Annotated in this window: 14 protein-coding genes; 7 read left to right on the forward strand and 7 right to left on the reverse strand. The window is 67.7% G+C overall.

The annotated features are described in order from the left end of the window. Positions 1 to 3 precede the first annotated feature (3 nt). The 3 genes from CKO33_RS08380 to thiD form a co-directional block, all read right to left on the reverse strand. Positions 4 to 1,545, reverse strand: coding sequence for a COG3014 family protein (locus CKO33_RS08380; RefSeq protein ID WP_200181402.1), 1,542 nt, complete (start codon positions 1,543 to 1,545; stop codon positions 4 to 6). 333 nt (positions 1,546 to 1,878) lie between these two features. Beyond that, positions 1,879 to 2,520, reverse strand: coding sequence for a thiamine phosphate synthase (gene thiE / locus CKO33_RS08385; protein WP_200181404.1), 642 nt, complete (start codon positions 2,518 to 2,520; stop codon positions 1,879 to 1,881). Next, complete coding sequence (gene thiD, locus CKO33_RS08390; protein WP_242472545.1) at positions 2,498 to 3,334, reverse strand: bifunctional hydroxymethylpyrimidine kinase/phosphomethylpyrimidine kinase; 837 nt, start codon at positions 3,332 to 3,334, stop codon at positions 2,498 to 2,500. The genes thiE and thiD overlap by 23 nt, the downstream gene beginning before the upstream one ends. Positions 3,335 to 3,424: 90 nt before the next feature. Between thiD and rd the strand changes: the two genes are divergently transcribed. Beyond that, the gene (rd, locus tag CKO33_RS08395; protein ID WP_090483167.1) at positions 3,425 to 3,589 is read left to right on the forward strand and encodes a rubredoxin; all 165 of its coding nucleotides are present in this window, start codon (positions 3,425 to 3,427) and stop codon (positions 3,587 to 3,589) included. Positions 3,590 to 3,617: 28 nt separating this feature from the next. Here rd and CKO33_RS08400 read toward each other — a convergent pair whose 3' ends face one another. Beyond that, positions 3,618 to 4,277 (reverse strand): histidinol-phosphatase, encoded by a 660-nt coding sequence (locus tag CKO33_RS08400; RefSeq protein ID WP_200181408.1) that lies wholly within the window; start codon positions 4,275 to 4,277, stop codon positions 3,618 to 3,620. Between the two features lie 145 nt (positions 4,278 to 4,422). Between CKO33_RS08400 and CKO33_RS08405 the strand changes: the two genes are divergently transcribed. Beyond that, entirely contained in the window at positions 4,423 to 4,944 is a 522-nt protein-coding gene (locus tag CKO33_RS08405) for an RNA pyrophosphohydrolase (protein WP_200181410.1), read from the forward strand. Between the two features lie 41 nt (positions 4,945 to 4,985). Then, the gene (ptsP, locus tag CKO33_RS08410; RefSeq protein ID WP_200181412.1) at positions 4,986 to 7,262 is read left to right on the forward strand and encodes a phosphoenolpyruvate--protein phosphotransferase; all 2,277 of its coding nucleotides are present in this window, start codon (positions 4,986 to 4,988) and stop codon (positions 7,260 to 7,262) included. Between the two features lie 16 nt (positions 7,263 to 7,278). On the opposite strand, the gene CKO33_RS08415 is transcribed toward ptsP, so the two are convergent. Beyond that, positions 7,279 to 7,788 (reverse strand): redoxin family protein, encoded by a 510-nt coding sequence (locus CKO33_RS08415; protein WP_200181414.1) that lies wholly within the window; start codon positions 7,786 to 7,788, stop codon positions 7,279 to 7,281. Positions 7,789 to 7,826: 38 nt separating this feature from the next. Continuing rightward, positions 7,827 to 8,651, reverse strand: a complete 825-nt coding sequence (locus tag CKO33_RS08420; RefSeq protein ID WP_200181415.1) for a c-type cytochrome domain-containing protein — start codon at positions 8,649 to 8,651, stop codon at positions 7,827 to 7,829. Positions 8,652 to 9,042: 391 nt separating this feature from the next. Between CKO33_RS08420 and argC the strand changes: the two genes are divergently transcribed. The 3 genes from argC to CKO33_RS13870 all read left to right on the forward strand — a co-directional run bounded on the left by argC (position 9,043) and on the right by CKO33_RS13870 (position 11,289). Continuing rightward, positions 9,043 to 10,089 carry an N-acetyl-gamma-glutamyl-phosphate reductase gene (gene argC, locus CKO33_RS08425; protein ID WP_200181417.1) on the forward strand — a complete coding sequence of 349 codons (1,047 nt, stop codon included), beginning with the start codon at positions 9,043 to 9,045 and terminating at the stop codon, positions 10,087 to 10,089. 173 nt (positions 10,090 to 10,262) lie between these two features. Beyond that, positions 10,263 to 10,625, forward strand: a complete 363-nt coding sequence (gene erpA / locus CKO33_RS08430) for an iron-sulfur cluster insertion protein ErpA (protein WP_200181419.1) — start codon at positions 10,263 to 10,265, stop codon at positions 10,623 to 10,625. Positions 10,626 to 10,638: 13 nt separating this feature from the next. Then, complete coding sequence (locus tag CKO33_RS13870; RefSeq protein WP_200181421.1) at positions 10,639 to 11,289, forward strand: tetratricopeptide repeat protein; 651 nt, start codon at positions 10,639 to 10,641, stop codon at positions 11,287 to 11,289. Positions 11,290 to 11,308: 19 nt separating this feature from the next. Here CKO33_RS13870 and CKO33_RS08440 read toward each other — a convergent pair whose 3' ends face one another. Further along, positions 11,309 to 12,448 carry an anhydro-N-acetylmuramic acid kinase gene (locus CKO33_RS08440; RefSeq protein WP_200181423.1) on the reverse strand — a complete coding sequence of 380 codons (1,140 nt, stop codon included), beginning with the start codon at positions 12,446 to 12,448 and terminating at the stop codon, positions 11,309 to 11,311. Positions 12,449 to 12,612: 164 nt separating this feature from the next. Between CKO33_RS08440 and tyrS the strand changes: the two genes are divergently transcribed. Then, the gene (tyrS, locus tag CKO33_RS08445; protein WP_200181425.1) at positions 12,613 to 13,821 is read left to right on the forward strand and encodes a tyrosine--tRNA ligase; all 1,209 of its coding nucleotides are present in this window, start codon (positions 12,613 to 12,615) and stop codon (positions 13,819 to 13,821) included. Positions 13,822 to 13,928 lie beyond the last annotated feature (107 nt).

Consider the following 13,928-nt stretch of genomic DNA (forward strand, 5'->3'; position numbering starts at 1 on the left):
GTCTCAACGGGGTTGTGTCTCAACGGGGGCATGGGCTTCGGCAACGGCGGTGGCTGCACGGCTGGAGCCAGGGAACGATAGATGCCGGCCCGGGATGCGCCCCTGCAGATCCACCAGATCCACCTCGATGCCGCCCAGTGTGCTGGGGCGCTTGATGTAGACGAGGGTATAGGGCCAGTCGGGCAGATCCAGCGTACCCAGGGTTCCGGAGTGGTTGGCCAGGATCAGCTGGCCGGAGCTGGGGCGTGGCATGCGGGTGACCTGCCAGTGGTCGGGAAGGGCCTGCCAGCTGCGCAGGTCCGCCCGGGTTGTGGCCATAGACAGCATGGCCGAGCCATAGCGCCCTAAAACCCCGAGTTTTTCTGCGGCTACATCCTGCAGGGTGGTCTTGAGGACCGCCGAGGTGATGGCACGGGTGAGCACCGCCGGGAAACGGGCCTTCATTTCGGTCCGGATCACCTTCCCCATGGGAGAGAAGGGTTCCAGTGGAGGGATTTCCCCGCGGGGGGCTTCGATCCGGAAGCCATCCTCGACGGCCGTGCGTTCCCGGTACCGGGGCAGGGCGATGCCGGTATAGGCGGGATCGTCCCCCTCCCGGTTCAGGAGCAGGAGCGGGACATCGAAACGCACCTCCCGCGCTACCGGACCCAGCCCGTTTTCATAGATCACCCACACCAGGGGTTCGATGGATTCCCGTTGCACCGAACCCCTGGCCAGTGCCTCAGCCAGCCGAACGTCCGCCGCCAGTCGGGGGTGCTCCGGTTCCATTCCGGCCACACGTTTCAGGGACTGGAGGGCACGTTCCAGGTCACCGGAATCGCTGGCCAGGAAATACAGGCCGTGGAGATAGGTGGCTGCCGGTACCATGAATTCGGAGTAGATGCCCCATTCTGAAAAGCGGCCGTAATGGTTTTCCACCGTGCTTTGCAGTGCGTCGCTTTTCAGGCTATTGAGAATGGATGCCTTCCTGGGGTCCTCGCTGTTTTCACCCTCTTGCCGTTCCTGCAGCGCGGCCCGCTGGGCCTGGATCTCGTCCGAAAAGTGTTCGATTGCCCGCCGGGTGCGATCGTCCGCGCGGTTGAATTCGATGCGGGCATTTTCCGTATCCCCCTGCTGCAGAAAGGACAGTCCCTTATAGGTGTTGATCAGGATCCGTTCGGACAGCAACGGGGTGTAGTCGCGATGGGCGTCATTGAGTAGGACGGCCATCCCCGTTTCCAGCATTTTGGCTCCGCTTCCCCGGGTGTCGTTCATTTTGATACCTTGTTCCGCCTCGTCATACAGCGCGATGGCGGTTTCGGTGTCCCCGGAGATGCGATGGGCCTCGGCTTGGTGCAGCAGTTCCAGCAGCCGTTCATCTTCGGAGGCGTCCTGCCCGGTGAGGGAGGATGGCGCTTCCATGGCCCGGGAGGCGGCGGTGTAATCCCCCTGTTTCCATGCGGCATTGAAGGCCGTCATCTGGTCCTTTTGATGTTGTGCGGCGCAGCCCGACAAGATGGCGACCGCAAGGGCAAGCGTCAGGAGAAAGACATGACGTTTCTGCATGGGGGCATCCTTCTACTTTCTTGAATCTTCCCTTGGCGTGGCAAAACACTTTACATACGGCGAGAGGGCCTGGACGGTGTGGATCCCGCGAGCTCGGTGTCTAGGTGTGGGGATCCTGGAAGGGGCGCGGTGGGGCGCAGGGGCGTCGTGGACCATCGCCCTGAGATCGGAAAAACGGGACTAAAAACTGGGGGGTGCGGGGTTGCAAAGGTGGACTTCTCCCTGAATGCGAACGGTGGTCTTGCCACCGTCGGATTCCATGCCGGTGACTGTAATGTACCCTTGCAGGGGGAGGAGATTCAATGCATGTGGGGTGCGCCACCTTGCGGTGGATCAGCCGGGAGCGGGGAAGGCGAGTCGGATGCGTGTGGCGGCGGCACGGATGTCCGGTGCGGCGAACACCCCCTGGATCACCGCCACCATATGGGCGCCGGCCTGGATCACCTGTGCAGCGTTATCCGGGGTGATGCCGCCGATGGCGGCGATGGGCAGGTGCAGGCGTGTCCGGGCTTCGCGGATGAGCGCCAGGGGGGCGTGCACGGCCCCGGGTTTGGTGGTGGAGGGGAAGACGGCGCCGAAGGCCACGTAGCCGGCGCCGCGGGCGGCGGCGTCCTCGGCCCGCTCCAGGCGGTCGTAGCAGGAGACGCCGATGAGGGCCCCGGGCCCCAGGGCCGCCCGGGCCTCTTCTAGGGCGGCATCCTCGCGTCCCACATGGACGCCGTCCGCCGCCACCGCGGCCGCTAGGTCCAGGTCGTCGTTGACGAGAAACAGGGCGCCGTGTCGGGTGCACAGGGCCTTCAGGGCCCGGGCGGTCTCCAGACGGCGGGCGGCGTCGCCGGATTTGTCCCGATATTGCAGGATACGGGCGCCCCCCTGCAGGGCCTGCTCCACCCGGGGCAGCAGGGTGTGGGGCGCCTCTTCGGGGGTGATGAGGTAGAGGCCGCTCAGGGCTTTAGTGGGGTGTGCGCAGGTCATCGCCGCTGTCGTCCTCGTCGTCTGCGTCTTCCCGGGCCCAGAACAGGCGGTTGGGGAGCATCTGTCCCATGCCCAGGCGACGGCCGGCCCGCAGGCTGTGCCAGGTGTAGCTCACGGCCTCGTGCACCGCCACGGGCACCGCCGTGCCCTGGGCCAGCAGGGCGGCGATGGCGGCGGAGAGGGTGCAGCCGGAGCCGTGGAATTCCCCTTCCAGACGCGGCACGGGGAAGGCCTCCAGGCGGCGGTGATTGCCGTAGAGGGTGTTGTATACCTCGCTGGTGCGCTCATGGGTGCCGGTGATGAGGACATATTCCGCGCCCTGGTCCAGAAGGGCCATGGCACAGGCATCCAGGGTATCGGAACCCCGGGCCAGGGCCCGGGCCTCCAGGGTGTTGGGGGTGAGGACGGTGGTGCGGGGCACCAGCAGTTGCAGGATGCCGTCCACCATCTCCTCGTCCGCCAGGGCGGCGCCGCCGCCGGCGGCCAGCACCGGGTCCAGGACCAGCGGCAGTTCGGGGTAGTCGTTGAGCAGGGCGTGCAGGGCCTCCACCGCCTCCATGGACCCCAGCAGGCCCACCTTGAGGGCGGCCACGGGCATGTCCTCCAGTATCGTCCGGGCCTGCTGGATGATCAGCTCCCCGTCCATGGGGGCCAGCCCCACCACGTCGCGGGTGTCCTGTACGGTGACGGCGGTGATCACGGGAACGGCGTGCCCCCCCATGCTGAGGATGGACTCGATATCCGCCTGGATGCCGGCCCCGCCGGTGGGGTCGCTGCCGGCCAGGGTCATGACGATGGGAACCGACGGCTGCATGATCATGGTAAGCTCCCGCTGTGTGTCTGCACCGAGTGTATCATCCGCTTCCCCCGGGGACCGGGGCATGGCAATGGCAGGAGGTTCGCCGTGAAGAAGTACCAGTGCGTGATCTGCGGTTACATCTACGATGAGGCCCAGGGTCTGCCGGACGAGGGCTATCCCCCGGGGACACCCTGGGAGGATCTCCCCGAGGACTGGGTGTGCCCGGAGTGCGGGGCCAGCAAGGAGGATTTCGAGCTGATGGCCGAATGAGGACCGTGCGCCCCGGGCCGGGAAGAGCTCAGCCCCGCAGGCTGATGCGGGGCCAGTCCCGGGCCTGGGCCGTGGCCGCCAGGGTCTCGTCCGGGTCCACCGCCACCGGACGGGCGACCCGCTCCAGCAGGGGCAGGTCGTTGTGGGAGTCGCTGTAGAACCAGCTGTCCTTAAGGTCCGCTTCGGGATGGGCCTGGAGCCACTGCTCCAGACGCTGCACCTTGCCGTGCTGGAAGCAGGGGATGCCGGCGAGTTCGCCGGTGTAGGTGCCGTCGCGGAATTCCGGCTCCGTGGCCAGCAGGTGCTCCACCTCCAGCAGATGGGCGATGGGCTCGGTGACGAAGCGGTTGGTGGCGGTGATGATCGCCAGGGTGTCCCCCCGGGCACGGTGGTGTTGCAGCAGGTCCCGGGCGCCGGGGGCCAGCAGGGGGCGGATGCGCTCGTCGATGAAGCGTGCCCGCCAGTCCTGGAGGGATTCCAGGGGGTGACTGGCCAGGGGGGCGAAGGAGAAGCGGCAGAAGGCGTGGATGTCCAGGGTGCCGTTGCGGTACTGATCGAAGAACTCCTGGTTCTTCTGCCGGTAGGTCTCCGGGTCCACCACCCCCAGTTCCACCAGGAAGCGGCCCCATTCATAGTCGCTGTCTCCCGCCAGCAGGGTGTTGTCCAGGTCGAACAGGGCCAGGCTCACGCCAATCCTCCAGGGTCATCGCGGATGGATCCCCATGATACCCGCCTGCGGCCCGTATGTGCCACGCAGGCCGTCGGGCATTTGCCGCGCCGCCCGGCTTATGGAAAAATGCGGCGTAGGAAACGGCATCCGGATGGCAATGTAAGTGATTGATTGCGATGGTTATAGGCCCAATGTAGGGATCATCCTCAGCAACGCGGAGCGCCGTCTGTTCTGGGCCAAGCGGATCGGCCAGCAGGCCTGGCAGTTCCCCCAGGGGGGGATCCGGCAGGAGGAGACCCCCGAGCAGGCCCTGTACCGCGAGCTGGAGGAGGAGACCGGCCTGCAGCCCCGGCATGTGGAAGTGGTGGGCTGCACCCGGGACTGGCTGCGCTATCGCCTGCCCAAGCATCTCATCCGGCGGCGCTCCGATCCCGTATGCATCGGCCAGAAGCAGATCTGGTTCCTGCTGCGCCTGGTGGGAGACGAATCCTGCGTGCGCCTGGATGCCATGTCCAACCCCGAGTTCGATGCCTGGCGCTGGGTGGATTACTGGCAGCCCACCCGTGAGGTGGTCTTTTTCAAGCGCCAGGTCTATCGCCGTGCCCTGAAGGAGCTGGCGCCGTTGCTGTTCGACGGCGGCCTGCCCTCCGATACCGCCGAACGGCGCAGCCGCCGCCGGCTTTGATCCATTGCCGCCGAGGCGGCCCGCACCCCGACCCCGCGCCCATGTTGCATGTACTCAGACGGATCGTCCTGGAGGTGGGTGCCGCCGGCAACCTGACGGAGGCACTGGAGATCATCGTCCGTCGGGTGAAGCAGGAACTGGCCATCGATGTCTGCTCCGTCTATCTGCGGGATCCGGACGGGGACGACCGGCGCCTCCTGCTCATGGCCTCGGAGGGGCTCAACCCGGAGGCGGTGGGACACGTCATCATGAATGCCGGGGAGGGCCTGGTGGGCCTGGTGGCGGAACGGGCCGAGCCCGTGAACCTGGAGAACGCCCCGGACCATCCCCGTTTCAAGTATTTCCCCGAGACCGGCGAGGAGCGCTATCACGCCTTTCTGGGGGTGCCCATCGTGCACCACCGCCGTCTGCTGGGGGTGTTGGTGGCGCAGCAGCGGGAGCGGCGCCGCTTCGATGACGAGCACGTGGCCTTTCTCATCACCCTGGCGGCCCAGCTGGCGGGGGCCATCAGCCACGCGGAACTCATCGGCGAGGTGGACAACCGCCGCGAGGTCCTCCAGCAGGAGAACGTGCTGATCCGGGGTATCCCGGGGGCCGCCGGTGTGGCCGTGGGGCAGGGGGTGGTGGCCTATGCCCTGGCGGACCTGGATTCGGTGCCCGACCGGGCCGCCGCCTCGGTGGAGGAGGAGGAACGGGCCTTCCGGCAGGCGGTGAAGGCCGTCCAGGACGAGCTGGCCGAGATCCGCGACCGCATGGAGTCGGTGCTGCCCCCCGAGGAGCGCCTGCTGTTCGATGCCTACGTGATGATGCTGGGCAGCGACAGCCTGGTAAACGGTACGGTGGAGCGCATCCGCGGTGGCAGCTGGGCCCCGGCGGCCCTGCGCGACACCGTGCGGGAGAGCACGCGCAACTTCGAGGACATGGACGATCCCTACCTGCGGGAGCGGGCCTCGGACGTGCGCGACATCGGCCGGCGCATCCTCATGCGTCTGCAGTCCCATGTGCGCGATCCCGAGGAGTTCCCCGGCCGTACCATCCTGGTGGGGGAGGACGTCACCGCGACACAGCTGGCGGAGGTGCCCTCGGAGCGGCTGGCGGGGGTGGTCTCCTCCCGCGGCACCGGCTCCTCCCACGTGGCCATCCTGGCCCGGGCCATGGGGATCCCTGCGGTCATGGGGGTTTCGGACCTGCCGGTGGGGCGTCTGGAGGGGCGAGAGATCGTGGTGGACGGCTACCGCGGCAGCCTCTACATCCAGCCCAGCCCGGAATTGCTGGAGGAGTTCCGCCACCTGCAGGAGGAGGAACGGGAACTGGCGGACGGCCTGCGGGCCCTGGCCCAGGAGCCGGCGGTGACCAAGGACGGCCACGAGGTCCCCGTCTATGCCAACAGCGGGCTGCTGGCGGACATCGCCCCGTCCATCCAGTCGGGGGCCGACGGCATCGGGCTCTACCGCACCGAGGTGCCGTTCATGATCCGGGAGCGTTTCCCCGGTGAGGATGAGCAGACGGAGATCTACCGGGAGATCCTGCAGTCCTTCGACCCGCGTCCGGTGACCCTGCGTACCCTGGACGTGGGCGGGGACAAGTCGCTGCCCTATTTCCCCGTCTCCGAGGACAACCCCTTCCTGGGCTGGCGCGGCATCCGCATCACCCTGGATCACCCCGAGATCTTCCTCACCCAGTTGCGGGCCATGCTGCGGGCCAGTCAGGGGCTCAGCAATCTGAACATCCTGTTCCCCATGATCAGCTCCCTGGGGGAGCTCAAGGGGGCCCTGCAGCTGCTGCAGCGGGCCCGGGACGAACTGCTGGACGAGCACTACGTCATCCCGGTGCCCCGGGTGGGGGTGATGGTGGAGGTGCCTTCGGCGGTCTACCTGGCGGAGACCCTGGCGCGGCGGGTGGACTTCCTCTCCGTGGGCACCAACGACCTGGTGCAGTACCTGCTGGCGGTGGACCGCAACAACGCCCGCGTGGCGGATCTCTACAACGCCCTGCACCCGGCGGTGCTGCATGCCCTGGTGCAGACCGCCGAGGGGGCGCATCGTGCGGGCAAGCAGATCAGCGTCTGCGGCGAGATGGCCGCCGATCCCGCCTCCGTCATCCTGCTCCTGGGTATGGAGATCGATGCCCTGAGCGTGAACGTGGCGGCCCTGGCGCGGGTGAAATGGGTGGTGCGCAGCTTCTCCAGGGCCCGGGCCCGGCATCTGCTGGAGCAGTGCCTGACCATGGAGGAGCCCGCCGCCATCCGTGCCCTGCTGGACAACGCCCTGGTGCAGGCGGGCCTGGGGGGACTGGTGCGGGGGGCCGGGCGGGCCTGAGGCGTGCCGGTCCGGCTCAGGCCCGTCCGGCGAGCCAGTCCTCCAGGCGCCCCTGCACCCGCTCCCAGTCCGGTGGCCCCATCTTCTGGTAGACGATGCGCCCCCCGGGGGAGATCAGGAAGGTGGTGGGGGTGAGCTGGACATTGCCGAAGGCCTCGGCGGCCTCTCCCCGGCGGTCCAGGGCCACGGTGTAGCCGATCCCGCGGCGCTCGGCGGTCCGGGCCACCTCCGCCGGGGGATCGTAGTGCATGGCGATGCCGATCACCTCGAGGCCGCGCTGGCCGTATTCCCGTTGCAGGGCGTTCAGGTGTGGGATCTCCTCCAAGCAGCCACTGCAATCGCTGGCCCAGAAGGTGACCACCAGGGGGCGTCCCTGGTGGCCTTCCAGGTCCAGGGTCCCCCCCTCCAGGGTGGGCAGCGTGACGGCGGGTACGGCGCGGCCGCCGCCGGGGGCCAGCCACAGGAGGGTGGCCCCCGCCATGAGTACGAGGAGGAACAGCCCGGCCAGCAGGTCTCGCTTCTTCACGTTTCTAGCCTTTGTGATCGGATTCGTTGGCGTGCATGTTACGCTCCCGACTCCCCGGGCGGCTGCTGGGGGGCGGCCAGGCGATTGTCGGAGTTCCCCTCTGGGGCGCCGGCCTCGATCCAGGCCTCGAAGCTCCGGATCTGGGCCTCGGTGAGCCCCGGCCCCACCAGCGGCATACGCGGCTGGGTGGTCCCGTTGATGCGTTGGATGAGCGCGCTCTTTGCGGGATCGCCGGGGATGATGATCGGGCCGTTCTCGCTGCCCGCCATCGTCCCTTCATACGAACTGAGATCCAGGCCCCGCAGGGGGTTGTCCTCATTATGGCATTGCACGCAGCGGCTCTGGAGGATCCCCTCCAGGTCGGAGTAGAGGATGGGGCCCGTTTCCCCGGACGCCGCGGTGCTTTTCTCCGCAACCGGCTCCTGCGGGGCGTGGGAGGCGAAGACCAGCTCGCCCCCGAAATACCCCAGCCCCGTCACGGCCGAGAGGGCGAAGAGGTAGATCGTAATGATCACGCGGGAGCGGCTGGTGAATTTGACATGGAGCAGAACCGCGAGCAGGAGCAGCATGCCCAGGCCACTGGCCAGGAAGATCTTCATCTTGATCGGATAGATCAGACTCCCGCCGTAGTAGTGGAACCAGTCCATCACCCCCAGCAACACCGTGGGGAAGACGGAGAAGAACGCCAGCGTGGCGCAATGTTGGGCGGTGACTGCAAACCTGCTGTAGCGGGGGATCCTGGACAGCAGCGAGAAGATCAGCGCCGCGATGACCAGGCCGATGGTCAGATGGACCAGGATGGGGTGAATCGGATGGGTGTACCCCAGGGACTCCAAGAAGCGGTAGATCGAATCGATACCCATCTCTTAACTCTTTGATTGGTAGACAAAAGGAAGTCGTGACTACCCGTTGCGGGGCAACGATCTGCCTCTGGCTCCCGCGAGCCGTCCGGTCCTGGCCTGCAGCGCCAGGATGCAGGGTTGAGTCACCGCAAATGCAGGATGTGCAATCTTACCGGCTTCGGCATCCGGCCCTCAACGCCACATCCGGTGCGCTCTTTGTGGACGATCGGTACATGCCCTTCGATGCCGGGCCAGCGGGCGTGGTCTGCCCGCTCGGGTTCGCCGGGAAGGGGGTGCCCTGCGCTCCAGTCCATCGCGGCGGGTGGCATCTGTTATGCTAGCGGTTTGAGGGTGGCCCCGGCGAAGGGCCGTTGGGTCGGATCGATTCGGCAACAGAACAGGGTGGAAATACGTGTCAGAGGTTTCGGTCATCAGGGCGGGTATCGTCGGCGCCACCGGCTATACCGGGGTGGAACTGCTGCGGCTGCTGTTGGGACATCCCCGGGTACAGCCGGCGGTGGTCACCTCCCGGGGGCAGGCCGGCACGCCGCTGTCCGCGCTGTTCCCCAACCTGCGTGGCCAGGGGGATCTGCGCTTCCAGGTGCCGGACGCCGGTGCCCTGGGGGAATGCGACGTGGTGTTCTTCGCCACCCCCCACGGCGTGGCTCACACCCTGGCGGGGGATCTGCTGCAGCGGGGCACACGGGTGATCGACCTGTCCGCGGATTTCCGGCTGCGCGATGCGCAGCTCTGGGCCCGCTGGTACGGCCAGCCCCATGGGGCGCCGGAGCTGCTGGACGAGGCGGTCTATGGTCTGCCGGAACTGAATCGCGCCCGCATCCCGGCGGCCCGATTGATCGCCGTGCCGGGGTGCTATCCCACGGCGGTGACCCTGGGGCTTCTGCCCCTGCTGGAGGCGGGCGTGGTGGATCCGGCCCAGCTGGTGGCGGATGCCAAATCCGGGGTCAGCGGTTCCGGGCGCAAGGCCCAGGTGGGCTCCCTGTTCTGCGAGGCGGCGGAGAACTTCCGCGCCTACGCCCTGGGGGGGCATCGCCATCTGCCCGAGATCCTGCAGACCCTGGGGGCGGTCTCCGGGACGGAGCCCCGGCTCACCTTCGTGCCCCACCTGGTGCCCATGGTGCGCGGCATCCTCGCCACCCTCTACACCCGCCTGGTGCAACCAGAGACCGATCTGCAGGCCCTGTTCGAACGCCGCTATGCCGATGAGCCCTGCGTGGACGTGCTCCCGGCGGGGGAGCTGCCCGAGACCCGCAGCGTGCGGGGCACCAACCTCTGCCGCCTGGCCGTGCAGCGGCCCCAGGAGGGCGGGACGGCGGTGGTGGTCTCCGCCATCGACAACCTGGTCAAGGGGGCCTCGGGGCAGGCGGTTCAGAATATGAATCTGATGTTCGGCCTGCCCGAGACCCAGGGGCTGGAGGGGATCGCCGTCCTGCCCTGAGGTCGGGGCGGATGCGCGATGCCTGCGTCTTGGGGTATGTTCCCTCCAGGGCCGGTGTGGCCCGGACGGGAACCCCGATGGGATCACGGGATCCAACCCCTTCCGATAAGGCCGGATACACCGGCAGCAACCCGCCGCCCCATGGGGGCGGCCCCGACAACGGAGGCGCAGACATGACTGCAACCGAAACCGCCAACGAAACCAGCCCCAGCCCCCTGAACTTCACCGACGCGGCCGCCGCCAAGGTGAAGACCCTGATCGAGGAGGAGAACAACCCCTCCCTGAAGCTGCGGGTCTTTGTCAGCGGCGGGGGGTGCTCCGGATTCCAGTACGGCTTCACCTTCGATGAGAACGTCAGTGAAGGGGACACCACTGTGGAGAAGGGGGGCGTGACCCTGCTCATCGACCCCATGAGCTACCAGTACCTGGTGGGGGCGGAGATCGACTACACCGAGAGCCTGCAGGGGGCCCAGTTCGTGATCCGCAACCCCAATGCCACCACCACCTGCGGCTGCGGTTCCTCCTTCTCTGTCTGATCCGGGGCGCGGCATGCAGGTGCGTCAGACCCTCGCCCGCTGGCGGTTCCGCTGGTACTACCTCATGGCCCGCCTGGGCCATGCCACCGGCCGCTTCAATGTGGGCTTCATGTATGCCAACGGCCAGGGCGTGCCCCGGGACGACGCCGAGGCGGTGCGCTGGTACCGTCTGGCGGCGGAACAGGGGGATGCCAACGCCCAGTGCAACCTGGCCCTGATGTATGTCAACGGCCGGGGCGTGCCGCAGGACGAGGCCCAGGCGGTGCAGTGGTATCGTCAGGCGGCGGAGCAGGGCAGCACCACCGCCCAGTGCAACCTGGCCTTCATGTATCTCAATGGCCGGGGGGTGCAGCAGGATGAGGCCGAGGCGGCCCGTTGGTATCGCTACGCCGCGGATCTGGAGAACGCCTCCGCCCAGTCCAACCTGGGGGTGCTCTATGCCAATGGCCGCGGCGTGCCCCAGGACTGGGTGCGGGCCTACATGTGGTCCGATCTGGCCGCCGCCCAGGGATATGATCTGGCCCGGGACAACCGGGACCGCTTCGCCACCCACATGACCGAGGCGCAGATCCGTCAGGCCCGGGAAATGGCCCGGGCCTGGACCCCGGGGGAGGGCTATCCCCGGGTGGATCTGCCCGCAGGGGAGGCCTCCGGGGCGGGATAAGCGGCGTTAGGTGTTAGCGTTAGATGCGTCCGTCCCGGCCCGGGTGGATGGCCCCCAGCACCACCGCCTCCCGGGCCCCGGTGACCGCGGGCAGGTTGCCGGGACGTCCCGCCAGGGTCTCCCGGGCCAGCCAGGCGAAGGCCATGGCCTCCACCCAGTCGGGGGGCATCCCCAGCACCGCGGTGGAGGCCACGTCCCAGCCGGGCAGGTTGGCTTCCAGACTTTCCATCAGGCAGCGGTTGTGCACCCCGCCGCCGCAGACCAGCAGGCGCCGCCCCCGCGGCGCCGTTTCCAACACCGCCATCGCTACGCTGCGGGCAGTGAGTTCCACCAGGGTGCGCTGCACGTCGACCGGGGCCACCGATCGCCCCCCCAGGTGGCCACGCACCCACTCCAGATGGAAGTGCTCCGTACCCGTGCTCTTGGGGAAGGGCTGCCGGAAATAGGGATCGGCCAGCATCGCCGCCAGCAGGGCCTCATCCACGCGGCCCTGCGCTGCCCATGCCCCCCCGGCATCGAAGGCATCCTCCCGGCAGGCCCGGATCCAGGCGTCGCACAGGGTATTGGCCGGTCCCGTGTCGAAGCCGCGCACCGGGGTCCCGTGTTGCGCTTCGTCCTGCCTTGCGGGCAGGAGCGTCACATTGGCGATCCCCCCCAGATTCAGGATCACCCGCGGCTCCTCCTCTGCACCCAGGGCGTAGCGGTGAAAGGCCGGGACCAGGGGGGCCCCCTGACCACCCGCGGCCACATCCCGGCGGCGGAAGTCCGCCACCACCGTCAGGCCTGTGGCCTGGGCGATGCGGTGGGGGCAGCCGATCTGCAGGGTGAAAGGGGGCTGTTCCTGCGGCCGGTGACGCAGGGTCTGCCCATGGCTGCCCACGGCACGCACCGTGGCGGGATCGATGCCGTGGGTCTCCAGCAGGCCCTGTACGGCCGCGGCCATCAGGTCCCCGGTGCGGGCATCCAGCCGGCCCCAGGTGTCGGGATCGGAGCGGGCGCCCGGGGCGGCCAGGGCGCGCAGTTCCCGGCGCAGATCCTCGGGGATGGCATGGGAGTGGGTGGCCAGGCACTGGGGACCTGCGTCCTCGAAGGACACCAGGGCAGCGTCCACCGCGTCCATGCTGGTGCCCGAGAGCAGGCCGATGAAGCGAGGGTTCAAGGGGATCCTCCGGGATGGAATGTGGGGATGATGGTTCCGGCGGCCGCTGGCCTTGCCTTCGGCCTGCTTAGTATCATGCCCCGATTCCCGGCCCCCGTGTACCGGCGCCCGGCCTTCTGCCCGGCCCTCCGGGGGCGTGTGATCCCCCTGACAAGAGGAAGGACATGACCCCCCAAGACGATGCCCTCGAGACCCTGCGCCGTGGAGCCCATGAGGTATTGCTGGAGAGTGAACTGGCCGAGCGCCTCCAGGCCGGGCGGCCGCTGCGGGTGAAGGCCGGATTCGATCCCACGGCGCCGGACCTGCACCTGGGCCACACGGTCCTGCTGAACAAGATGCGCCAGTTCCAGGACCTGGGGCACGAGACCTACTTCCTGATCGGCGACTTCACCGGGATGATCGGCGATCCCAGCGGCAAGAGTGCCACCCGTCCGCCCCTGACACCGGAGGAGGTGGCGGCCAATGCCCGCACCTACAAGGAACAGATCTTCCGCATCCTGGACCCGGAGCGCACGCGCATCGTCTTCAATTCCGACTGGATGGGCCGCATGACGGCGGCGGACATGATCCAGCTGGCCTCGCGCCACACCGTGGCGCGGATGCTGGAGCGGGATGACTTCCACAAGCGCTACACCGCGGGCCAGGCCATCGCCATCCACGAATTCATCTACCCCCTGGTGCAGGGCTACGACTCGGTGCATCTGCAGGCCGACGTGGAGCTGGGCGGGACGGACCAGAAGTTCAACTTGCTGGTGGGGCGGGAACTGCAGAAGCAGTACGGCCAGCCCCCGCAGGTGGTGCTCACCATGCCCATCCTGGAGGGGCTGGACGGGGTGCAGAAGATGTCCAAGTCCCTGGGCAACTACGTGGGTGTGCAGGAGCCCCCGGACGAGATGTTCGGCAAGCTCATGTCCATCTCCGACGACCTCATGTGGCGCTACTTCGAACTGCTCTCCTTCCGACCCCTGTCGGAGATCGAGGATCACCGCAGGGCCGTGGCCGAGGGGGCCAACCCCAGGGACATCAAGTTCCTGCTCTGCGAGGAACTGGTGACCCGCTTCCATGACCGTCAGGCGGCGCAGCGGGCCCGGGAGCACTTCATCGCCCGCTTCCAGAAGAAGGCCATGCCCGACGACCTGGCCGAGACGCGGATCCCCGCCCCTGCGGAAGGCCTGCCCATTGCCAACCTGCTCAAGCAGGCAGGCCTGGTGGGCAGCACCTCCGATGCCCTGCGCATGATCCGGCAGGGAGCGGTGCGACGGGACGGCGAGCGCATCGAGGACACGGCCCTGCGCATCCCCCCCGGGGAGGAGGGGGTGTTCCAGGTGGGCAAGCGCCGCTTCGCCCGCATCTGCCTCATCCCCGAGGTCTGAGGCTGCACCCTGTCCGGATCTGCTGGTTGTTCTGTAACTTTTTGTTTGTATTATTTTTTTCAAAAAACTGTCAAAAAAGTGTTGTGGGGGTGTTGACGGTTTTTCTG

The organism is Ectothiorhodospira mobilis (assembly GCF_016584115.1).
Lineage (GTDB): Bacteria > Pseudomonadota > Gammaproteobacteria > Ectothiorhodospirales > Ectothiorhodospiraceae > Ectothiorhodospira > Ectothiorhodospira mobilis.